At 69.7% G+C, this 20,728-nt stretch carries 19 protein-coding genes; 9 read left to right on the top strand and 10 right to left on the bottom strand.

The genetic code is table 11. From position 1 onward, the window contains the following. The first annotated feature begins 3 nt into the window (after positions 1 to 3). Together AC3RXY_RS06930 and AC3RXY_RS06925 are read left to right on the top strand one after the other, a co-directional pair. Entirely contained in the window at positions 4 to 438 is a 435-nt protein-coding gene (locus tag AC3RXY_RS06930) for a PTS mannitol transporter subunit IIA (RefSeq protein ID WP_491510171.1), read from the top strand. Continuing rightward, positions 435 to 1,589, top strand: coding sequence for a mannitol-1-phosphate 5-dehydrogenase (locus tag AC3RXY_RS06925; protein WP_491510170.1), 1,155 nt, complete (start codon positions 435 to 437; stop codon positions 1,587 to 1,589). The genes AC3RXY_RS06930 and AC3RXY_RS06925 overlap by 4 nt, the downstream gene beginning before the upstream one ends. 43 nt (positions 1,590 to 1,632) lie before the next feature. Here the strand turns inward: AC3RXY_RS06925 and AC3RXY_RS06920 are convergent, their stop codons facing one another. Next, positions 1,633 to 2,244, bottom strand: a complete 612-nt coding sequence (locus AC3RXY_RS06920) for a helix-turn-helix domain-containing protein (protein ID WP_491510169.1) — start codon at positions 2,242 to 2,244, stop codon at positions 1,633 to 1,635. 121 nt (positions 2,245 to 2,365) lie between these two features. Here AC3RXY_RS06920 and AC3RXY_RS06915 point away from each other — a divergent pair, with 121 nt between their 5' ends. Continuing rightward, the gene (locus AC3RXY_RS06915) at positions 2,366 to 3,580 is read left to right on the top strand and encodes a globin domain-containing protein (protein ID WP_491510168.1); all 1,215 of its coding nucleotides are present in this window, start codon (positions 2,366 to 2,368) and stop codon (positions 3,578 to 3,580) included. Positions 3,581 to 3,598: 18 nt separating this feature from the next. Here the strand turns inward: AC3RXY_RS06915 and AC3RXY_RS06910 are convergent, their stop codons facing one another. The 8 genes from AC3RXY_RS06910 to AC3RXY_RS06875 all read right to left on the bottom strand — a co-directional run bounded on the left by AC3RXY_RS06910 (position 3,599) and on the right by AC3RXY_RS06875 (position 13,142). Further along, positions 3,599 to 4,714: an adenosine deaminase gene (locus AC3RXY_RS06910; protein WP_491510167.1), complete on the bottom strand. Its 1,116-nt coding sequence runs from the start codon at positions 4,712 to 4,714 to the stop codon at positions 3,599 to 3,601. A 114-nt stretch (positions 4,715 to 4,828) separates the two neighbouring features. Continuing rightward, positions 4,829 to 6,136 (bottom strand): thymidine phosphorylase, encoded by a 1,308-nt coding sequence (locus AC3RXY_RS06905; protein ID WP_491510166.1) that lies wholly within the window; start codon positions 6,134 to 6,136, stop codon positions 4,829 to 4,831. Further along, the gene (locus tag AC3RXY_RS06900; protein ID WP_491510165.1) at positions 6,133 to 6,552 is read right to left on the bottom strand and encodes a cytidine deaminase; all 420 of its coding nucleotides are present in this window, start codon (positions 6,550 to 6,552) and stop codon (positions 6,133 to 6,135) included. The genes AC3RXY_RS06905 and AC3RXY_RS06900 overlap by 4 nt, the downstream gene beginning before the upstream one ends. Before the next feature lie 2 nt (positions 6,553 to 6,554). After that, a complete protein-coding gene (locus AC3RXY_RS06895; RefSeq protein ID WP_491510164.1) occupies positions 6,555 to 7,841 on the bottom strand; it encodes an ABC transporter permease in 1,287 nt (428 codons plus the stop codon). After that, entirely contained in the window at positions 7,838 to 9,112 is a 1,275-nt protein-coding gene (locus AC3RXY_RS06890; RefSeq protein ID WP_491510163.1) for an ABC transporter permease, read from the bottom strand. The genes AC3RXY_RS06895 and AC3RXY_RS06890 overlap by 4 nt, the downstream gene beginning before the upstream one ends. Beyond that, positions 9,109 to 10,623, bottom strand: a complete 1,515-nt coding sequence (locus AC3RXY_RS06885) for an ABC transporter ATP-binding protein (protein WP_491510162.1) — start codon at positions 10,621 to 10,623, stop codon at positions 9,109 to 9,111. Before AC3RXY_RS06885 ends, AC3RXY_RS06890 begins: the two co-directional genes overlap by 4 nt. 111 nt (positions 10,624 to 10,734) lie before the next feature. Next, positions 10,735 to 11,868, bottom strand: a complete 1,134-nt coding sequence (locus AC3RXY_RS06880) for a BMP family lipoprotein (RefSeq protein WP_491510161.1) — start codon at positions 11,866 to 11,868, stop codon at positions 10,735 to 10,737. Between the two features lie 158 nt (positions 11,869 to 12,026). After that, on the bottom strand, positions 12,027 to 13,142 hold the full coding sequence (locus AC3RXY_RS06875; protein ID WP_491510160.1) for a mannose-1-phosphate guanylyltransferase: 1,116 nt from the start codon (positions 13,140 to 13,142) through the stop codon (positions 12,027 to 12,029). A gap of 193 nt (positions 13,143 to 13,335) precedes the next feature. Here AC3RXY_RS06875 and sdhC point away from each other — a divergent pair, with 193 nt between their 5' ends. The 6 genes from sdhC (at position 13,336) to AC3RXY_RS06845 (ending at position 19,661) form a co-directional block, all read left to right on the top strand. Then, a complete protein-coding gene (gene sdhC, locus AC3RXY_RS06870) occupies positions 13,336 to 13,755 on the top strand; it encodes a succinate dehydrogenase, cytochrome b556 subunit (protein WP_491510159.1) in 420 nt (139 codons plus the stop codon). After that, positions 13,755 to 14,210: a succinate dehydrogenase hydrophobic membrane anchor subunit gene (locus AC3RXY_RS06865; protein ID WP_491510158.1), complete on the top strand. Its 456-nt coding sequence runs from the start codon at positions 13,755 to 13,757 to the stop codon at positions 14,208 to 14,210. Before sdhC ends, AC3RXY_RS06865 begins: the two co-directional genes overlap by 1 nt. Before the next feature lie 52 nt (positions 14,211 to 14,262). Continuing rightward, positions 14,263 to 16,089 carry a succinate dehydrogenase flavoprotein subunit gene (gene sdhA, locus AC3RXY_RS06860; RefSeq protein ID WP_491510157.1) on the top strand — a complete coding sequence of 609 codons (1,827 nt, stop codon included), beginning with the start codon at positions 14,263 to 14,265 and terminating at the stop codon, positions 16,087 to 16,089. Continuing rightward, on the top strand, positions 16,089 to 16,862 hold the full coding sequence (locus AC3RXY_RS06855) for a succinate dehydrogenase iron-sulfur subunit (protein ID WP_491510156.1): 774 nt from the start codon (positions 16,089 to 16,091) through the stop codon (positions 16,860 to 16,862). Before sdhA ends, AC3RXY_RS06855 begins: the two co-directional genes overlap by 1 nt. Before the next feature lie 196 nt (positions 16,863 to 17,058). After that, positions 17,059 to 18,348, top strand: a complete 1,290-nt coding sequence (locus tag AC3RXY_RS06850) for an O-acetylhomoserine aminocarboxypropyltransferase/cysteine synthase family protein (RefSeq protein WP_491510155.1) — start codon at positions 17,059 to 17,061, stop codon at positions 18,346 to 18,348. Beyond that, positions 18,345 to 19,661, top strand: coding sequence for an LLM class flavin-dependent oxidoreductase (locus AC3RXY_RS06845; RefSeq protein WP_491510154.1), 1,317 nt, complete (start codon positions 18,345 to 18,347; stop codon positions 19,659 to 19,661). The genes AC3RXY_RS06850 and AC3RXY_RS06845 overlap by 4 nt, the downstream gene beginning before the upstream one ends. Positions 19,662 to 19,672: 11 nt before the next feature. On the opposite strand, the gene AC3RXY_RS06840 is transcribed toward AC3RXY_RS06845, so the two are convergent. Next, the gene (locus AC3RXY_RS06840; protein WP_491510153.1) at positions 19,673 to 20,590 is read right to left on the bottom strand and encodes an ABC transporter substrate-binding protein; all 918 of its coding nucleotides are present in this window, start codon (positions 20,588 to 20,590) and stop codon (positions 19,673 to 19,675) included. Positions 20,591 to 20,728: the final 138 nt, after the last annotated feature.

The following is a 20,728-nucleotide window of genomic DNA, read 5'->3' as shown; positions in this document are numbered from 1 at the left end:
CGCATGAGCGTTCTCACTCCCGGCCAGGTCCGGATCCACCCCGCCGCCGCCACCCAGGACGAGGCACTGCAGGAGGCTGCGAGCATCCTGCAGACCGCCGGAGCGGTCACCCCGGCCTACCTCGATGCGATGCGGCAGCGCGAGCAGACCGTATCGACCTACATGGGCAACGGCCTGGCGATCCCGCACGGCACCAATGACGCCAAGGACGCCATCCTGGCCTCCGCCCTCTCCGTCGTGCGTTACGACGGCGGCGTCGACTGGGACGGTGATCCGGTGACCTTCGTCGTCGGCATCGCCGGCCGCAACGACGAGCATCTCGAGATCCTCGCCCAGATCGCCGTGCTGTTCTCCGACGAGGACGAGGTCGCCCGGCTCGCAGCGGCGCGCACCCCGGAGGAGCTCTACGAGATGCTCGCGGCGGTGAACGAGGCATGAAGGCCGTCCACTTCGGCGCCGGCAACATCGGACGAGGTTTCGTCGGGCAGCTGCTGCACGAGGGCGGTTACGAGCTGGTCTTCTCCGACGTCTCCGCTGCGCTGGTCGACGCGATCAACGCCGCGGACAGCTACACCGTTCACGAGGTGGGCGATGGCGGCCGCGACACCGTTGTCACCGGGTTCCGGGCGATCGACAGCGCGGCAGATCCCGACGCGCTGATCGACGAGATCGCGACAGCCGATGTGGTCACCACCGCCGTGGGACCGACGGTGCTGCGCTTCGTCGCCCCGCCGATCGCCGCCGCGCTCGACCGACGTGATCCCGCGCTCCCTCCGCTGCAGGTGATGGCGTGCGAGAACGCGATCGGGGCCACAGACACCCTCCGCGCCGAGGTGATCGCCAACGCCGGCGATGCATGGGATCGGATCGCCGAGCGCGCGGTCTTCGCGAACACCGCCGTGGACCGGATCGTTCCTGGTCAGCCCGCCGATGCCGGCGTCGACGTCACGGTCGAGCCGTTCTTCGAGTGGGCGATCGAACGGGGTCCGTTCGGCGACCGGCCGCCGCACATCCCCGGCGCGCACTTCGTCGACGACCTCGCGCCCTACATCGAACGCAAGCTCTACACGGTGAACACCGGCCACGCCGCCACCGCCTACCTCGGCGCGCGCGCCGGCATCGAGCGCATCTCCGATGCGCTCGCGGATCCGGAGATCGCCGCCGCCGTCGCCGCGGCGCTCGCGGAGACCTCGGCCCTGCTCGTCGCGCAGCACGGCCTCGACCCCCGGGAGCTGGCAGACTACCGCGCGACGATCCTGCGCCGCTTCGCGAATCCGGCACTGCCGGACACGGTGTGGCGCGTCGGGCGTCAGCCGCTGCGCAAGCTCTCCCGGCACGAGCGGTTCATCGGTCCCGCCGCGGCGGCCTGCGAACGCGGCCTGCCGACCGCTGCGCTGCTGACAGCGGTGGGCGCCGCCCTCGCATTCGAGGACCGGGAGGACCAGCAGGCGGTCGAGTTGCAGCGCCGGCTGCGCACAGACGACGCCGAGACCCTGGCCGTCGAGGTGACAGGGCTCGACGCCGACCACCCGCTGTTCCCCGCCGCACGGGAGACCTTCGCCGAGCGGATCGCGCAGCTGCGCGCCTGACGCCGACGGGTGATCCTCCGATGCCGGGCGCGGCGTGGGAGGATCATCCCTCCGTCGTCCTGCGCAGGATCAGCCGACAGGAGTGCGGCGTGACGAACGGCTCCAGCGTCTGCACGACCAGCGGCCCGTCGACCTGATCCAGGGTGTCGCGGATGAGGCGGGCATGGGCGGCGCAGACCGTCGACCCGTCCTGCTCGATCAGGTGGTGGTAGCGGCACGGCGCGACCTCGAAGAGCAATGCGTCCTCGTCGAGGACCGGCTCGAGACCGGCGTCGTCCAGGTGCTCGTAGAGCACGTCCAGCTGCACCGTCGCAGCGCCGTCGCCGGCCGGCGGGCGCCCCAGCACGCTCCGCAGCAGCGCGCCACGCCGCCGTGCCTGTGCGACCCGCCGCTGGGCCGCGGCGTTCTGTTCGCTGCTGCCGACGGGGTGGTAGGCGATCCGCGGACGACCGCGTGCGCCCGTCCGCACCGGTTCCCGGCGGATCAGCCCCTCGTCTTCGAGCACGCGCAGGTGATCGCGCACCGTGTTCAGCGCGATCCCGCAGTCCGCGGCGAGCTCCTGGGCGCAACGACCAGGCTCCCGCTGGATCGCGCGCAGCAGGCGCATCCGGCGGGGCTGGGTGAGACCGCGAAAGTCCTCGGCACGGCGGGGCACACGCCGACCATACGGGCGGGCGCCGCTGGTCCGCCCGCTATTGAACCGGTGAAAAACCCGGCGGCCCACCCCCGGGCACACCGACACTCGGAGGACCCCCAGAGCCGTCGAAGGGAATCCCATGAAGCTCTCACCAGAGTCCGAGGCCGTCGTCTCCGCCACCGCCGGTGTCGTCGCCGCCCACGCGGAAGAGATCACCCGGGTGTTCTACCCCGCGATGTTCGCCGCGCATCCGGAGCTGCTGCGCATCTTCAACGTCGCCAACCAGGCTGCCGGAGAGCAGGCCAAGGCGCTGGCTGCGTCCGTCGTCGCGTTCGCCGTGCAGCTGATCGACCAGGACGCCCCCGACTTCGGCCCGGTGATGCGCCGGATCGCGCACAAGCACGTCTCCCTGGGCGTTCGGGCGCAGGAGTACACGATCGTCGGACGCCATCTGCTGGACGCGGTGGGCACCGTGCTGGGCGACGCGGTGACGCCCGAGGTACGCGCGGCGTGGGACGAGGTCTACTGGCTGTTCGCCACGTCCCTGATCGCCGAGGAGGCGATGCTGTACGCCCATGCCGGAACCGATCCGGAGCATCCGTGGCGCCCCTACCGGGTGGTGGAACGGTTCGAGGAATCGGACGAGGCCTTCTCGCTGCTGCTCGCGCCCGTCAGCGGCCTGATCCCCGCCCACCGCACCGGGCAGTACGTCGCGATCGCCGTTGACCTGCCGGACGGCACCCGCCAGCCCCGGCAGTACACCATCTCGTCCGGCCCGCGCGGCGACTCGATCCGCGTCACGATCAAGCGGGTCCGCGGGGCGGATGGCGCCCCGGACGGACGGGTGTCGACCTGGCTCTGGGCGCATGCGCAGCCCGGCACGGTGCTCGACGTGTCGCAGCCCGCGGGCGACGTGGTGCTGGACGAGGCGGACCGCCCTCTCGTGCTCGTCTCGGCGGGGATCGGCATCACCCCGGTCGCCGCGATCATGGAGGATCTGTCCCGGCGCCAGCCGGCCAGGACGGTGCGCCTGTTCCACGCGGACGGCGCCCACGACACCCATGCCCTGTATGCGTCGCTGCGCCGCCAGGTTCTCGCCATGCCGGACGCGCGAGCCCAGAACTGGTACGAGCGCGGCGCCTCCCAGGCGCCCACCCTGCACCCGGCCAGGGAGGGGATGATGGACCTCTCCGCGGTGGAGCTGCCGGAGGACCCGACGGTGTTCATGTGCGGACCGCTGCCGTTCATGCAGGCCATGCGCCGCACGCTGATCGCCCGCGGAGTGGCGGCTGAACGCATCAACTACGAGGTGTTCGGCCCCGACCTGTGGGCCAGGGACCCGGGGTCTGCGTGACCCAGGGCCCCGGCCTGGTCAGCGCTCGAAGCCCTCGGCGATCATCTCCACCAGCTCTTCGCGTTCCTCCACCGGGAGGAACGCGGCGGCTGCGGCGTTGAACTGGAAGGCCTCGAGGTCGTCGAGGTCGTAACCGAAGGCGTCGACGAGCAGACCGAGCTCGCGTGTGAGCGAGGTCGCGCTCATGGTGCGGTTGTCGACGTTCACCGTCACGGCGAACCCGAGCTGGTACAGCAGGTCGAAGGGATGGTCGACCAGCTCGGTCCCCCACGCGGCGATCGCGCCGGTCTGCAGGTTCGACGACGGCGAGAGCTCCAGCGGGATCTCACGGTCGCGCACCCAGCGCGCCAGCTCGCCGAGGCTGACGTGCACGTCCTCGCCGGAGCGCTCCTGCACGTGGATGTCCTCCGCGATGCGGACGCCGTGTCCGAGACGCAGCGCACGGGCGTCCAGGAGCGCGGAGCGGATGGAGTCCAGCCCCGCCGCCTCACCGGCGTGCACGGTCACCGGGAAGAAATGCTCTGCGAGGTAGTCGAACGCTTCCCGGTGGCCGGACGCGGGGAAGCCGTCTTCCGCCCCGGCGATGTCGAAGCCCACAGCGCCGCGGTCGCGGTGCCGGACGGCGAGCTCTGCGATCTCCCGGGAGCGGTCGGCGTGACGCATCGCGGTGATCAGCTGGCCGACGCGGATGCTCCCGCCCGCGTCGTCCACCGCGTCCTCCCCCTCCTCGATCCCCTGCTGGACGGCCTCCACGGCCTCGTCGAGCGACAGCCCGCGGCTCAGGTGCTGCTCCGGCGCCCACCGCACCTCGCCATAGATCACGCCGTCGGCGGCGAGGTCTTCGACGAACTCCCTGGCCACGCGCGTGAGCCCCTGCCGGGTCTGCATGACCGCGGTGGTGAGGTCGAAGGTCTTGAGGTACTCCACCAGTGAACCCGAGTCGCTCTTCTCAGCGATCCATCGACCGAGCTGCCCCGGCTCGGCGGCCGGGAGCTCCAGGCCGATCGCATCGGCGAGCTCGATGATGGTCGCCGGGCGCACAGCGCCGTCGAGATGGTCGTGCAGCGACACCTTGGGCAGGCTCCGCAGCGAGACCCCGTCGACGACGGAGTCGCCGTTCTTGTCGATCGGCATGATGGTCCTCTCGTGAGGGAAGCAGGGATGGCTTCAGGCTACGCGACCTGGCCTCCGCGTGCCGGGCATTCCCCCGAACGGAGGAGGCCCTAGCACACGGCGGACGCCTGGTGGTCAGGCCGTGATGCGCTCCCGCACGATCGGTGTGGCCTCCGGGGCCTCCGCGCCGATCTCCCACGCGCCGGCGACAGCCTCCAGCGCCCGGTCGAAGCGACCGGCGTCATCGGCGAGGAGCGTGAACAGCGGCTGGCCCGCGGTGACGGCGTCGCCCGGCTTGACGTGCAGGTCGATGCCCGCGGCGTGCACCACGGCGTCGTCCGCCCTGGCCCGACCGGCACCGAGCCGCCACGCGGCGATGCCGAACGGCAGCGCCGCCATCCGGGTGACGAAGCCGGACGCGTCGGCCGTCACCACGTGGGTCTCGCGCGGTGTCGGCAGCGCGCCATCCGGATCGCCGTCCTGGTCCTGGATCATCCGCCGCCAGTGGTCCATCGCCGCCCCTCCGTCGAGCGCGCGCTCGACGTCGGCGTCGGGATGTCCGGCGAGCGCCAGCATCTCGCTGGCCAGGGCCAGGGTGAGCTCACGGACATCCGCGGGTCCGCCGCCGGCGAGCACCTCGACGGATTCGCGGACCTCGTTGGCGTTTCCGATGGTCAGCCCGAGCGGCACGTTCATATCCGTCAGGAGTGCGGTGGTCGCCACACCGGAGTCCGTCCCCAGCTCGACCATCGTCTGTGCCAGCTCCCTGGCGCGGTCGATGTCCTGCATGAACGCGCCGGATCCGAACTTCACGTCGAGGACGAGGGCATCCGTGCCCTCGGCGATCTTCTTGGACATGATGCTCGACGCGATCAGCGGGATCGCATCGACCGTCCCGGTGACGTCGCGCAGCGCGTAGAGCTTCTTGTCCGCGGGCGCGAGACCGGAGCCTGCTGCGCAGATCACCGCTCCGGCCTCACCGCGCAACTGCGCGGTGATCTCGTCGTTGGACAGCGCGGCTCGCCACCCGGGGATCGACTCGAGCTTGTCGAGGGTTCCGCCGGTGTGCCCGAGGCCCCGTCCGGAGAGCTGCGGGACCGCGACGCCGAAGGAGGCCACCAGCGGCGCGAGCGGGAGGGTGATCTTGTCCCCCACCCCTCCGGTGGAGTGCTTGTCGACCGTGCGCTTGCCGAGTCCGGCGAAGCTCATCCGCGACCCGGATGCGATCATCGCGTCGGTGAGCACCCGGATCTCGTCCCGCTGCATCCCGCGCTGGAAGATCGCCATCGCGAACGATGCCATCTGGGCATCGGAGACGTAGCCGCGCGTGTAGGCGTCGACCATCCAGCGCAACGCATCCTCGGCGACCACACCCCCGTCACGCTTGGTGCGGATCACATCCACCGCGTCGAAGGGCTCACGGTCGGACTGCTCGTGCATCATCTCTCCTTCACCTCTCCCCCGTCGACGGCCGCAAGGTCGCTCGGCCCGAACGCGTCGGGCAGCACCTCGGCCATCGTTCGGATGCCGGAGACGGTCTCCAGCATCATTCCCGGCGCCGCGTGCTCGTTCAGCAGCTGCCGGCACCTGCCGCACGGCATGATCGTCGTGCCCTGCGCGTTCACGCACACGAACGCCGCCAGCTGCCCGCCGCCGGAGCGGTGCAGCTCCGAGACGAGGCCGCACTCCGCGCACAGCGTGAGCCCGTAGGAGGCGTTCTCCACGTTGCATCCGGTCACCACCCGGCCGTCTGCGGTCAGCGCCGCCGCGCCAACCGGATAGTGCGAGTAGGGCACGTACGCGCACGTGGCTGCAGCGCGGGCGGCCGCACGCAGGGCCTCCCAGTCGATCTCCGGCACGCTCACTCCTTGACGTAGGGCTTGCCGGCCGCCGCCGGGCCGGTGATCTGCCCGGCGAAACCGGCGACGGCCAGCAGGGTCACCAGGTAGGGCAGCATCAGCATGAACTCGCTCGGAACCGGGGTCTTGAGCACCGTGAGGAGATTCTGCAGGTTCGTCGCGAACCCGAACAGCAGCGCGGCCAGCGCGGCGCGGAGCGGGTCCCAACGGCCGAAGATCACCGCGGCCAGGGCGATGAACCCCAGGCCGGCCGTCATCTCCTTGCCGAACTGCGGCACCGAGACGAGCGTGAAGTACGCCCCGCCGATCCCCGCGATGGCGCCGGCGAGCAGCACGTTCCAGAACCGCGTGGCGTTGACCTTGATGCCCATCGTGTCCGCGGCCTGCGGGTGCTCGCCAACGGCGCGCAGACGCAGACCCCACTTGGTGCGGTACAGCCCCCAGGCCACCAGCGCGACCGTGATGAACATCAGATACACGATGAAGGTCTGGTTGAACAGCACCGGCCCGATGATCGGGATGTCGCTGAGCAGCGGGATCTCGATGCGGGTGAAGCGCGTGGTGCGGTTCAGGGTCTGCTCGTTGTCGACCAGCAGCGCGCCGTAGAGGAAGCCGGTCAGACCCGTGACGAGAACGTTGAGCACGACGCCGACGATCACCTGCTCGACGAGGTACTTGATCGCGAACGCTGCCAGCACGGCGGCCACCAGGACGCCGCCGATCATCGCGCCGATGAGGCCGATGAAGGGGTTGTCCGTGATGCTCGACAGGATCGCCGCGGAGAAGGCGCCCAGCAGCAGCTGGGCCTCGATCGCGACGTTGACCACACCGGCTCGCTCGCCGATGACGCCGCCCATCGCGCCGAACACGAGCGGCACAGACAGCGACACCGCGCCGAACAGCAGGCTGGTCACCGGCACGAGACCACCGGCGGAGGCCCAGACGAGGAACGCGGACACGGCGAGGAAGCCGAACACCGCCACGAGCCACAGAGAGGGCTTGCGGTATCCCGCCGCCTGCACGAAGGCGAGCGCGACCAGCAGCACCAGCACCACCAGCACGCCCCAGCTGGTGGGACCGGTGGGGAGGTTCAGATCCGGCAGCGCGAACGCCGAAGACGCATCGGAGAGCCGGAACGTGCTCGTCCCGCCGCGCGGGGCGAACAGGAACAGCAGCGCCAGGAGCGCGGTGACCACGGCCAGTGAGATCGGGGTCTTGAGCGTGCGCTGCTGCACCGTCACCAGCTGGACGGTGCCGTCTGCGGCCTCGGTGGGTGCGAGGGAGGTCATGCTTTCACCGCCTTCTTCGCGGACTTGGCTCGTGCCTTGGCGGCCTTCTCGACATCCGTCTTAGGAAGGAAGAACATCGCCCGCAGCAGCGGGGGCGCCGCGATGAACAGCACGATCAGCGACTGCACCACCAGCACGATGTCGACCGGGATGCCCTGCGCCTGCATGGAGAACGACCCCGCCTTGAGAGCGCCGAACAGGATGCCGGCCGCGAGGGTGCCCCACGCACGGCTCCGTCCCAGCAGGGCCACCGTGATCGCATCGAACCCGATGCCCGCGTCGATGCCCTCGGTGATGCCGCTGGTCTCGGTCCCGAGCACCTGGTTCATGCCCGCCAGTCCGGCGAGACCGCCGGCGAAGAGCATCGCGTAGATGTAGACCCGCTGGACGCTGATGCCGGCCGCGCGGGCAGCGTGGGGGTTCTCCCCCACCGCGCGCATCCGCAGACCCAGGGCAGAGCGCTCCATAAGCCACCACACGAAAAGCGTCGCCAGCAGCACCACAACGAAGCCGAGGTCCAGACGCGGGAAGAGCCCGTCCGGGAACAGCTCGGGGAACTGCGCGGACGCCGGCGTCGGCGCGGACTTGGGCTGGTTGGAGCCGGGCGCCTGCAGGAGCGACGGGGTGCGCAGCATCCACAGCACCAGGTAAAAGGCGATGTAGTTGAGCATGATCGTGAGGATCACCTCGTGCGCGCCGGTGCGCGCCTTGATGAGCCCCACCAGCCCGCCCCACAGCGCCCCGCCGACGATGCCGACGACGAGGGCCAGGGGCAGGTGCAGCCAGATCGGCAGATCGAGCGAGAAGGTCAGCAGGCCCGTGAACGCGACGGCCACCAGCATCTGCCCGCGGGCGCCGATGTTGAACAGCCCGACCCGGAAGGCCAGTGCCACGCCGAGACCCGCGGCCACGAGGGGGGCCGCGTAACCGAGGGAGTTGGTCAGCGGGCGGATCTGCGCGGCGAAGTCACGGCCGCCGGCGTTGAACACCGCCCCGCGGAACAGCGCCTCGTACCCGCCGGCGACCGCGCCCCAGATCGCGCTGAGGGTATCGCCGGGGCGCCGGAAGAAGTACCCCGCCGCCTGCTGCACGTCGTCGTCCGTCGCGGCGATGAGGATGCCGCCGACGACCATCGCGACGAAGATCGCCAGGATGGTCGTCACCGCGTTGCCACGGAGGATCTCCTTCATCACCTGGTTGGCGCGGGGCGGCGCGGGCGTGGTCGTACGGTCGGCGCTCACGGCGTCCTTCCCTGTCTGCTCTGCGGTCATGCCGCGGCCTCCGGCTCTGCGGCTCCGGCCATCATCAGCCCCAGCTGCTCGCGCGGGGTGTCGCCCGGCACGATCCCGACGATCCGGCCGCGATACATCACCGCGATCCGGTCGGCGAGCGCTGCGACCTCGTCGAGCTCTGTCGAGACCACGATCACCGGAACGCCGGAGTCGCGCGTCTCCACGATCCGCTTATGGATGAACTCGATCGACCCCACGTCGACGCCGCGCGTCGGCTGGGCGGCGACGAACAGGCGGAGCTCCCTGCTGAGCTCTCGCGCGATGACGACCTTCTGCTGGTTGCCGCCGGAGAGCGTACCGGCGGCGGTGTAGGGGCCGCGCGTGCGGATGTCGTACTCCTGGATGCGTTCGCGGGCAAACCCATCCAGGACGCGCCGCTGGATCGTGCCCAGCCGTGTGAAGCGCGGGTCGTCCGAGCGGTCGAGGATGAGGTTCTCCGCCACGGAGAACGTTCCCACCAGGCCGTCCTCCGTGCGGTCCTCCGGCACGAAGCCCACGCCGGCATCGAGGATCGCGCGGACGCTCTTGCCGACCAGGTCGATGCCGTCCAGGGAGATGGTCCCCTCGACCCGCGCCGCCAGGCCCACCAGGGCCTCCACGAGCTCGGTCTGGCCGTTGCCCTGCACACCGGCGATCGCCAGCACCTCGCCCGGTCGCACGTCGAAACCGACCTGGTCCACCACGACGGCCCCGGCCGGGGTGAGCACCCGCAGGTCGCGTACCCGCAGTCCGCCATCGCGCAGCTGCGGGGCATCCTTCTGCACGGTGAGCTCGACGGCCCGGCCGACCATGAGGGATGCGAGCTCGGCATTCGTCGCCGTCGGCGATGCCTCCCCCACCACCGTGCCGAGGCGGATGACCGTGATGCGGTCGGCGACGGCGCGCACCTCGCGGAGCTTGTGCGTGATGAACACGATCGCGGTGCCCTCGTCACGCAGCTGCTGCATGATGCCCATGAGCTCGTCGGTCTCCTGCGGCGTGAGCACAGCCGTTGGCTCATCGAAGACGAGCACGCGCGCGTCGCGCGAGAGGGCTTTGATGATCTCCACGCGCTGCTGCACGCCCACCGGGAGGTCCCCGACGACCGCGTCGGGGTCGATGTCGAAGCCGAACCGCGCGGCGACCGCGCGCACATGCTCGCGGGCGGCGGGCAGATCGAGCGCCCCGAGCGCCCGGGTGCTCTCGTGACCGAGCATCACGTTCTCGGCGACGGTGAAGACCGGCACCAGCATGAAGTGCTGATGCACCATGCCGATGCCCGCGGCCATCGCGTCGCCGGGCCCGCGGAAGTGCTGCACGACGTCGTCGAGGAGGATCTCGCCCTCGTCGGCCTGATAGAGGCCGTAGAGGACGTTCATGAGCGTCGACTTCCCCGCGCCGTTCTCGCCGAGCAGGGCATGGATCTGCCCGGGTTCGACCGTCAAGTCGATGGCGTTGTTGGCGACCAGGCTGCCGAACCGCTTGGTGATACCGCGGAGCTCCAGCTTCATAGATGCACCCTATCGATCGCCCTCGGGTTCTCCGAGGGCTGTGTGTGAGAAGGAAACGGGGCGGACACCGGCATCGCCGCTGTCCGCCCCGCGCAGACGAGACCGGTCAGATCAGGGGGAGTTCTCCGAGTCCACCGTGATCTTGCCGTCGACGATCTGCTGCTGCAGGTCGGCGAGCTCGTCGAGCAGGCCGGCGGGCAGCTTACCCTCGAAGTCGTGGAAGCTGGACAGCTTCACGCCCTCGTTCTCCAGGGTGCCCACGTACGGCGCCGGGTCGAAGTCGCCCGCGGCGGCCGCCATGGTGGCGTCGTAGACCGACTGGTCGATGGCCTTCATGATCGAGAACAGCGTGACGTCGGCGACCGAGGCGTCCGCCACGGCGAGGTCGCTGTCCACGCCAACGAGCAGGGTGTCCTTGCCGCCGTCGGCGATCGCCGCAGCAGCGCTCTGGTAGATCGGTCCGCCGACCGGGAGGAGCACGTCGACGCCCTGGTCGAGGATGCCCTGCGCGGTCTGCTTGGCGGTGTCGTTGGCGTCGAAGCCACCGGTGAACGAGCCCTGCTGGCTCGCGACGTCCCAGCCGGTCAGCGCGACATTGGCCTTCTTGTCCTCGTTGTACTTCTCCACGCCGAGCTGGAAACCGTCCATGAAGACGGCGACGGACGGGATCTGCATGCCGCCGAATGTGCCGACCTTGTTCACACCGGACTGCGCCGACCATGCGGCGGACGCGTAGCCGCCGAGGTAGGCCGCCTGCGCGGTGTCGAACACGAGGGGCTTGATGTTCGGCGCGTCGGGCTTCCCGTCGAACTCGCCGGTGGTGCCGTCGGCCCAGTCGTCGATGATCGCGTAGTGCAGCTCCGGGTTCGCCAGCGCGGACGCCACCGTTGCAGCGGCGAGCTTGTAGCCCACCGAGACGATCAGCGTGCAGCCCTCGGCGACCGCGGTCTCGAGGTTCGAGGCATAGTCGTTGTCGTTCGCCGACTCGAACTCGAGCGGCTTGACGCCGAGCTCGCTGACCGCGCGGTCCATGCCTTCCTTGGCCGACTGGTTGAACGACTTGTCGTTCCACCCGCCCGCATCCGAGACCAAGCAGGGCTTGAAGTCGTCGGTCACCTCGGGGGCGGACGTCGCCCCGGGGGTGTTGCTCTCTTCGGGCGCGGCGCCACAGCCAGCGAGCGCGCCGATGAGCAGCGCGGCGGCACCGGTCGCGGTGAGCACCTTCTTCGTAGTCGAGATGGTCAATGCAGCCTCCACATTGATGGCTCCGCGGATTTCGCAGGCTCCGTCCCAAAGTTACCTATTGTGACGAATAGATAGGGGGCTATGCGTGAGATCGCGTCCCAATGGTTACAAACCGGGTTCCACCCCGCCCGCGCACCGCCGCCGGCCGCACCGCGTGCTCAGAGCACGTCGCCGCGACCGGTCAGCTTGAGCGACTCCACGACGCTCTTGACCCGCTGGGCATGCTCCGTGGTGGTCACCAGCAGCGCGTCCTCGGTATCGACGACGACGATGTCACGCACGCCGACCAGGCTGATCACCCGCGAGGTCTGGCTGACCAGGATGCCGCTGGCGGCGTCGGTGAGCACGCGGGCCTTCGGCCCGAGCACGGCGAGGTCGTTCGAACGCCCGTTGGTGACGAGCTTCGTCAGCGAGGCGAAGTCGCCGACGTCGTCCCAGTCGAAGTGGCCGGGCACCACGGCGAGGCGGCCGCGCTCGGCGGCCGGCTCCGCAACCGCATAGTCGATCGCGATCTTCTTCAGCCGCGGCCAGATCCGATCCACGGCGGGGCCGCGACGATCGCGGTCGTCCCATGCCTCGGCCAGCTCGAGCAGGCCGGCATGGAGCTCCGGCTCGTTCGCCGCGAGCTCGTCAAGGAGAACGCTCGCCTTCGCGATGAACATCCCGGCGTTCCAGAGGTAGGTCCGTTCCGCCAGGTACTGCTTGGCGGTGTCCAGGTCCGGCTTCTCCACGAAGCGCTCGACGAGCGCGGCCTCCCTGGCCCCGTCGACGATGAGCTCCTCGCCGCGCTTGATATAGCCGAAGCCGACCGCCGACTCCGTCGGGCTGATGCCGATGGTGCAGATATACCCCTCCCGCGCGACCTCGACCGCATCGCGGACCGCGAACTCGAAAACGCGGGTACCCCGGATGACGTGGTCGGCGCTGAACGAGCCGATGACGACCTCCGGGTTGCGACGATGCAGGATCGCGGCCGCCAGCCCGATCGCCGCCGCGGACTCGCGCGGCTCCGATTCCAGGAAGACATTGTGGTCCGGGATCCCCGGCAGCTGCGCCTCCACGGCGGCGCGATGCGCGCGTCCTGTGACCACCGCGATGTTCTCGGCACCGGAGAGGGGCACGAGCCGATCCCAGGTGTCACGCAGCAGCGAGTGGCCGGATCCGGTGAGGTCGTGCAGGAACTTCGGTGCGTCCGCCCGTGAGAGCGGCCAGAGCCTGCTCCCCACTCCCCCCGCCGGGATGACCGCGTAGAAGTCGTCAATCTGTCCCGTCATGGCTCACAGGCTATCGGTTCCCGCTCGCCGCTTCCCGCTGCGCAGCGGTCCCGGCACGCCTCCGGGGGCGCCTCGGTAAGGGCACCCTTCGTCGCTCTCAGCCGGTCCACAGGAATATGATGTGCAGGACTGGGCGCACATCTGGCGTGCGCTGACCTCGCACCAAGCAGGGAGGACGACTGTGCCCACAACCATGAGGCTTACCCCGTCAGTATCCGAGACGACATCGAAGACACCTCGTGGCACCCTCTACCGCGGCGGCGAGGGCATGTGGTCCTGGGTCCTGCACCGTATCACCGGGGTCGCGATCTTCTTCTTCCTGCTTGTGCACGTGCTCGACACCGCGCTGATCCGCGTCTCCCCCGAGGCCTACAACGCCGTGATCGGCACCTACAAGAACCCCATCATGGGGCTCGGCGAGGTCGTCCTGGTGGCGGGCATCGCCTTCCACGCCTTCAACGGCCTGCGGATCATCCTGGTGGACTTCTGGTCCAAGGGCGCCCGCTACCAGCGCCAGCTCTTCTGGGGCGTGCTGGGCGTGTGGGCCGTGGTCATGGCCGGCTTCGTGCCGCGCCACCTGATGAACGTCTTCGGGAACGCAGGAGGCCACTGATGAGCACCCAGATCACCGCCGCCGCGCCCGCAGCCTCGGCCGGCCGCCGCCGCCGCGGCGTCAACCTGGAGAAGTGGGGCTGGCTCTTCATGCGCCTGTCCGGCGTGCTCCTCGTCGTCCTGATCTTCGGCCACCTCTTCGTCAACCTCATGGTCGGCGACGGGATCCACGCGCTGGACTTCGCGTTCATCGCCGGAAAGTTCGCCACGCCGTTCTGGCAGTGGTGGGACGTCATCATGCTCTGGCTCGCCCTGATCCACGGCTCCAACGGCATGCGCACCATCGTGAACGACTACGTCACCCACGAGGCCACCCGCAAGGCGCTCATCTGGGCGATCGGCCTGTCGGCCGCCCTGCTCATCCTGCTCGGCACCCTGGTGGTGTTCACTTTCGACCCCTGCCTCGGCGTGACCCCGGACAGCGTGCTGTGGGGTTCGTGCCAGGAACTGGTCTGATCGGCACACGCAGCGTGCCGGCACCGAGGATTTAGAGAAGAAGGCAACGAGAGTGACAACCCAGACCCACGACTCCGTCGTCCGCGACGGCGTGCACTACCACGAGTTCGACATCGTCATCGTCGGCGCGGGCGGCGCAGGCATGCGCGCCGCCATCGAGGCCGCGCCCGGCGCGAAGACCGCCGTGATCACCAAGCTGTACCCCACGCGCTCGCACACCGGTGCGGCGCAGGGCGGCATGGCCGCGGCGCTCGCCAACGTCGAGGAGGACTCGTGGGAGTGGCACACCTTCGACACGATCAAGGGCGGTGACTACCTGGTCGACCAGGACGCGGCCGAGATCCTCGCGAAGGAGGCCATCGACGCCGTCATCGACCTGGAGAACATGGGGCTGCCCTTCAACCGCACCCCCGAGGGCAAGATCGACCAGCGCCGCTTCGGCGGTCACACCTCCGAGCACGGCAAGGCCCCTGTCCGGCGCGCGTGTTACGCCGCCGACCGCACCGGCCACATGATCCTGCAGACGCTGTTCCAGAACTGCGTCAAGCTGGGTGTCAACTTCTTCAACGAGTACTACGCGCTCGACCTCATCACGGTCACGGACGCCGACGGCAAGACCCGGGTCGCCGGCGTCGTCGCCTACGACCTGGCCACCGGCGAGCTGCACGTGTTCCACGCCAAGGCCGTGATCTTCGCCACCGGCGGTTTCGGCAAGGTGTTCAAGACCACCTCCAACGCGCACACCCTCACCGGCGACGGTGTCGGCATCGTCTGGCGCAAGGGGCTCCCCCTGGAGGACATCGAGTTCTTCCAGTTCCATCCGACCGGCCTCGCCGGCCTCGGCATCCTCCTCACCGAGGGCGCCCGCGGTGAGGGCGCGATCCTGCGCAACGCCTCCGGCGAGCGCTTCATGGAGCGCTACGCCCCCACCATCAAGGACCTCGCCCCCCGCGACATCGTCGCGCGATGCATGGTCAAGGAGGTCCTGGAGGGCCGCGGCGCGGGCCCCCACAAGGACTACGTCTACCTGGACTGCACCCACCTGGGCGCAGAGGTGCTCGAGACCAAGCTGCCGGACATCACCGAGTTCGCCCGCACCTACCTCGGTGTCGACCCGGTCGTCGAGCCCGTCCCGGTGATGCCGACGGCGCACTACGCGATGGGCGGCATCCCGACCAACAACGCCGGCGAGGTGCTCGCAGACAACGACACCATCGTGCCGGGCCTGTACGCCGCGGGCGAGTGCGCGTGCGTCTCCGTGCACGGCGCGAACCGCCTCGGCACCAACTCGCTGCTCGACATCAACGTGTTCGGCAAGCGCAGCGGGCGCAACGCGGTCGAATACGTCAAGACCGCCGAGTTCGTTCCCCTCCCCGAGGACCCCGCCAAGGAGGTCCGCGAGATGATCGAGGGCCTGCGCAACAACCCGGGGACCGAGCGCATCGCCGTTCTCCGCAAGAAGCTGCAGGACGAGATGGACGCCAACGCCCAGGTGTTCCGCACCGAGGAGACGCTCACCAACGTCCTCGGCACGATCCACGATCTGCGCGAGCGCTACAAGAACATCCACGTCGACGACAAGGGCACGCGGTTCAACACCGACCTCCTGGAGGCCGTCGAGCTGGGCTTCCTGCTCGACCTCGCCGAGATCGTCGCCTACGCGGCCCGCAACCGTCGCGAGAGCCGCGGTGGCCACATGCGCGAGGACTACCCCGACCGCGACGACGAGAAGTTCATGCAGCACACGATGGCCTACCTCGTCGGCGACCCGCACTCGCCGAACCCCGAGGACCACATCAAGCTCGACTGGAAGCCGGTGGTCTTCACCAAGAATGAGCATGGCGAGTTGAACTACCCGCCGCTGGAGAGGAAGTACTGATGTCGACCGCCGTCGTCGAGCAGGACACCGCCGCCGCCACCGGGGGCGAAGCACCCATCCAGTCGTATCTGGTCACCTTCATCATCCGCCGCTTCGACCCCGAGCGCGATGCGGAGCCGCGCTGGGTCGACTACGACGTGGAGATGTACCCCACCGACCGCGTCCTCGACGCCCTGCACAAGATCAAGTGGGAGCTCGACGGTACGTTGACCTTCCGCCGTTCGTGCGCGCACGGGATCTGCGGCTCCGACGCCATGCGCATCAACGGTCGCAACCGCCTCGCGTGCAAGACGCTCATCAAGGACCTCGACATCTCGAAGCCCATCTACGTGGAGGCCATCAAGGGCCTGCCGCTGGAGAAGGACCTCGTGGTCGACATGGAGCCCTTCTTCGCCTCGTATCGCGAGGTGCAGCCGTTCCTGATCGCCAAGTCGGCGCCGGAGAAGGGCAAGGAGCGTCTGCAGTCGATCGTGGACCGTGAGGTCTTCGACGACACCACCAAGTGCATCCTGTGCGCCGCGTGCACCTCGTCGTGCCCGGTGTTCTGGACAGACGGGCAGTACTTCGGCCCGGCGGCGATCGTCAACGCGCACCGCTTCATCTTCGACTCGCGCGATGACGCGGCCGACGTCCGCCTCGACATCCTCAACGACAAGGAGGGCGTGTGGCGCTGCCGCACGACCTTCAACTGCTCCGAGGCGTGCCCGCGCGGCATCGAGATCACGAAGGCCATCGCCGAGGTGAAGCAGGCCGTCCTGCGCGGCCGCCCCTGACCCTCGCCCGTCCGCCGAAAACAGGCAGACAGCACCACACCAGGCAGTTCCTCAGCAGTCTTGCCTGTTCTGGTGCTGTCTGCCTGTTTTCGCGTTGACTCGCGGCTGTCATCCCGGCGCGTAACCGGGCGACACGCGCTTCGGCGCGACGCCCCTCCCGCGCGACGATGGATCGATCGGACCGGGAGGGGCGGATATGCGAGGGTTCACGACACGACAGGTGCATGCCGGCTCGTACAGCCGTGAGGCCGTGCCGCGCGCGACCCCGATCCATCTCACCGCCGGGTTCGCGTTCGGATCGTACGACGACGCGGCGGCGCACTTCGTCGACGGGCAGGGTTTCGCGTACACCCGCATCGGCAACCCCACCATCGAGGCGGTCGAGGGGGCTCTGACAGCGCTTGAGGGGGGCTCGCAGGCGCTGCTGCTGGCCAGCGGCCAAGCCGCCCTCACCGTGGCGCTCCTGAGCCTGACCGGCGCAGGCGACCACGTGGTCGTCTCCACCCATGTCTACGAGGGCACGCGCGGTCTCATCCGCGACAACCTGTCCCGATTCGGCATCGCGGCCACCTTCGTCGCCGACATCCACGATCCGGCCGCCTGGGAGGCGGCCATCCGCCCGGAGACCCGTGTGCTCGTGGCCGAGTCGATCTCCAACGCCACCAATCGGGTGCTCGACGTGGCCACGATCGCCGACGTCGCGCACCGCCACGGCATCGTGCTCGTGGTCGACAGCACCTTTGCCACGCCCTACCTGCTGCGCCCCATCGAGCACGGGGCTGACGTGGTGATCCACTCCGCGAGCAAGTTCCTCGCCGGTCAGGGCAGCGTGCTCGGCGGTGCGATCATCGATAGCGGCCGCTTCGATGCCGCCCGCGACGGCGCGCGGTACCCCCATCTCATCGCCCCGGGCGGCGGCGGCCGGAGCACGGCAGAACGCGCCGGCGGCGATGCCCGCATCGCCTATGCCCGCGAGAGCGTCGCGCCGCGGCTCGGTCCCACGATCTCCCCGCTCAACGCATTCCTGATCGGGCAGGGCATCGAGACCCTGAGCCTGCGGGTCGAACGGCAGTCGCAGAACGCGCTCGCCGTCGCCCGCTGGCTCGCGACGCAGCCGGAGGTCGCATCGGTCGACTACGCCGGGCTGCCGACGCACCCGGACCACGCCATCGCCCTGCGCTACCTGCCGAACGGATTCGGATCCGTGTTCACCGCCACGCTGCACGGCGGCGCGGCAGCGGCGCGCACGGTGATCGAGACGCTCGGCGTCTTCACCCATATGACGCACCTCGGCGACGTCCGCTCGCTCGTCCTCCAGCCCGCCGCGACGAGCCACGCGCTCCTGAGCGCCGAGGAACGCGCCGCCGTCGGCGTCCACGACGGCACGCTCCGGCTCTCGATCGGCATCGAAGACGCCGACGATCTGATCGATGACCTCGCCCAGGCCCTCGCAGCGGTGCGCGCCCGGAGCGCGGTGACAGCGTGAGCCGGCCGCAGCACTTCGGCTGGTTCCTGGCGCGCGGCTTCGGGCCGCAGGGGTGGGGCCATCCCTCCCTCGATTGGGACTGGATGTGGACGCGCCCCGAGCTCTACCAGCAGGCAGCGCGCGAACTCGATCAGGCCGGCTTCGACCTGCTCATCATCGAGGACGCCCCCTCGCTCGGCACCGCAGCGACGATCGACCTGCGGGTGCGCCACGCCTTCGGGGGCCCCAAACTGGACCCCCTGCTGCTCGCCCCCTATCTGTTCCAGGCGACGCAGCACCTCGGCGTCATCCCGACGGTCAACCCCGCCGCCGCGCTGCCCTACACCGCGGCACGGCAGTACGCGACGCTGCACCATCTCAGCGGTCATCGGCTGGGCCTCAATGTCGTGACAGACACCGCGAGCGCCCGCCACTTCGGCGACGCTCCCCCGCTCGACCACGACGGCGCCTACGACCGCGCCGAGGAGTGGCTGGGCGCCCTGCGCGCGCTGTGGCGCAGCTGGGGCGACGGAGCGCTGGTGCAGGACGTCACGAGCGGCATCTATGCCGACGGGGCGCACCTGGACCCGGTGCACCACCGCGGCACCCACTTTTCCTTCGACGGCCCGCTCAACGCCGTTCCCTTCGAGCACGGCGAACCCCTCATCGTCTCCCCCGGCGGCTCTGCCCGCGGGCTGGCGTTCGCCGGGGCGAACTCCGATGTGCAGCTGGCGCTGGCTCCGCTCGACGAGCGGAGCGTGCGGGAGTATCGCGCCACGGTCCACGCCGGGGCTCTCGCCCAGGGCCGCAGCCCCGCCGACGTGACGATCCTCTTCGCCATCCAGCCCACCATCGTCGCAAGCGCCGAGGAGGCGGATCGCATCGTCGCCGCGTCAGCGGAACCCGACGAGCAGACACTGCGGCTGGTCGCGCGGCGCCAGTCGAGCGACCTGGAGACCGACCTGAGCAGCCTCGACCTGGACAGCCCCCTCCCGGCGGGGATCTTCGGCGACCATGTCTCGCACGGCAGCATCCGGCGTCTCACGGGCGACCGTGACGCCGCCACGACACCCCTGCGGGAGCACCTCGCTGCCCTCGCGCGTCAGGGGCGCCTGGCGGATCGCACTGGATTCGTCGGCACGGCCGAGGAGTTCGCCGATCTCATCGAAGAGCTCGGCACCTGGGGCAACGACGGCGTGCTGCTGTGGGGGGATCTGCACCCGGTGACCGTGCACCGCATGCTGGACGATCTCGTCCCGGTGCTGCGCCGCCGCGGCATCCTGCGGCGGGAGCGCGTGCAGGGCGGCCTGCACGCCGCCCTGCACGCGTTCTGAGCCGCGGTCGCTCAGCCGGCCAGCCCGTTGGCCGCGAGCCAGTCGGCGGCGATGTCCGCCGAGGAGCGCTTGTCGGTCTTCGACTCGACGTTCAGGGCCACGAGCCCCTCCGCCGTGAGCTTGGCGCTGACCGGGTTGAGCACGGCCGCCACCTCGTCGGCGACGTCGGCGTTCACGAGCGGAACGACGTTCGACGCGAGGAACAGTCCCTTCGGATCCGCAAGGGTCACCAGGTTCTCGGTCTGGATGCGGGGCTCAGCGCTGTACACGTTCGCCACCTGAATGCGACCGGCGACGAGCTCGTCGACGGTCGTGTCCGCGGTGGCGTCGAAGGTGACGTCAACGCCGTAGACCTCCTTCAGACCGGTCGGACCGTAGGGACGCTGCTCGAGCTCGAGTGCACCGCCGAGCACGAGCCCGGGGATGCCGGCGAGGTCGCCGATCTCCGTGAGTCCGTGCTCCGCGGCGAACGCTGCGGTGACGTTGTAGGAGTCCTGATCGGTGGCGGCCGACGCATCGAGCACGACGAGGTCGTCCGGCAGCGCATCCTGGAGGGCGGCGTAGACGTCGTCGGCGGTCGTCGCCGTGGTCTCGGCGTCGAAGAACTGCAGCAGGTTGCCGGTGTACTCCGGCAGCACCTGAATCGCGCCGCTCTCGAGAGAGGGGATGTAGACGTCACGCTGGCCGATGTTGAACTGGCGCGTGACGGCGAATCCGGCGTCTTCGAGTGCCTGCGCGTAGATCTCGGCGATGATCTCGTTTGAGTAGTAGGCCTGGGACCCGACGACGATGGCGCCCGTCGCGTCTGCGGGGGCCGGGGTGCCTCCTCCCTCGGCGAGCGGGTCGCTCGATGCGCAGCCGGTGAGGGCGAGCGCGGCGACCGTGGCGATACCGGCCAGGGCGGTGAGACGGGTGCGGATGCGAGACATGGTGCGGGCCTTTCCGTGGGCTGTGTTGGTGCTGTGATCTTCTCGGTGATGCGGAGCGGAAGGATGCTCCTATGGATGTCAAGGTCGGGTGAGGACGTAGTAGATCTCGCGGGCGATGAGTCGTTTGAGGCAGCGGAT

This window comes from Microbacterium longlingense (assembly GCF_058349825.2).
The sequence above is the reverse complement of the archived record's forward strand: the minus strand, read 5'-3'. Positions and strand labels throughout refer to the sequence as shown.

Excerpts from the sequence above, each read along its gene's own strand:
- AC3RXY_RS06850 (WP_491510155.1), top strand. The coding sequence starts at position 17,059 with ATGCGAGGGTTCACGACACGACAGGTGCATGCCGGCTCGTACAGCCGT.
- AC3RXY_RS06910 (WP_491510167.1), bottom strand. The coding sequence starts at position 4,714 with ATGCCGATCGACAAGAACGGCGACTCCGTCGTCGACGGGGTCTCGCTG.
- AC3RXY_RS06895 (WP_491510164.1), bottom strand. The coding sequence starts at position 7,841 with ATGACCTCCCTCGCACCCACCGAGGCCGCAGACGGCACCGTCCAGCTG.
- AC3RXY_RS06925 (WP_491510170.1), top strand. The coding sequence starts at position 435 with ATGAAGGCCGTCCACTTCGGCGCCGGCAACATCGGACGAGGTTTCGTC.
- AC3RXY_RS06905 (WP_491510166.1), bottom strand. The coding sequence starts at position 6,136 with ATGATGCACGAGCAGTCCGACCGTGAGCCCTTCGACGCGGTGGATGTG.
- AC3RXY_RS06865 (WP_491510158.1), top strand. The coding sequence starts at position 13,755 with ATGAGCACCCAGATCACCGCCGCCGCGCCCGCAGCCTCGGCCGGCCGC.
- AC3RXY_RS06855 (WP_491510156.1), top strand. The coding sequence starts at position 16,089 with ATGTCGACCGCCGTCGTCGAGCAGGACACCGCCGCCGCCACCGGGGGC.
- AC3RXY_RS06840 (WP_491510153.1), bottom strand. The coding sequence starts at position 20,590 with ATGTCTCGCATCCGCACCCGTCTCACCGCCCTGGCCGGTATCGCCACG.
- AC3RXY_RS06875 (WP_491510160.1), bottom strand. The coding sequence starts at position 13,142 with ATGACGGGACAGATTGACGACTTCTACGCGGTCATCCCGGCGGGGGGA.
- AC3RXY_RS06915 (WP_491510168.1), top strand. The coding sequence starts at position 2,366 with ATGAAGCTCTCACCAGAGTCCGAGGCCGTCGTCTCCGCCACCGCCGGT.
- AC3RXY_RS06930 (WP_491510171.1), top strand. The coding sequence starts at position 4 with ATGAGCGTTCTCACTCCCGGCCAGGTCCGGATCCACCCCGCCGCCGCC.
- AC3RXY_RS06885 (WP_491510162.1), bottom strand. The coding sequence starts at position 10,623 with ATGAAGCTGGAGCTCCGCGGTATCACCAAGCGGTTCGGCAGCCTGGTC.
- AC3RXY_RS06890 (WP_491510163.1), bottom strand. The coding sequence starts at position 9,112 with ATGACCGCAGAGCAGACAGGGAAGGACGCCGTGAGCGCCGACCGTACG.
- sdhC (WP_491510159.1), top strand. The coding sequence starts at position 13,336 with ATGAGGCTTACCCCGTCAGTATCCGAGACGACATCGAAGACACCTCGT.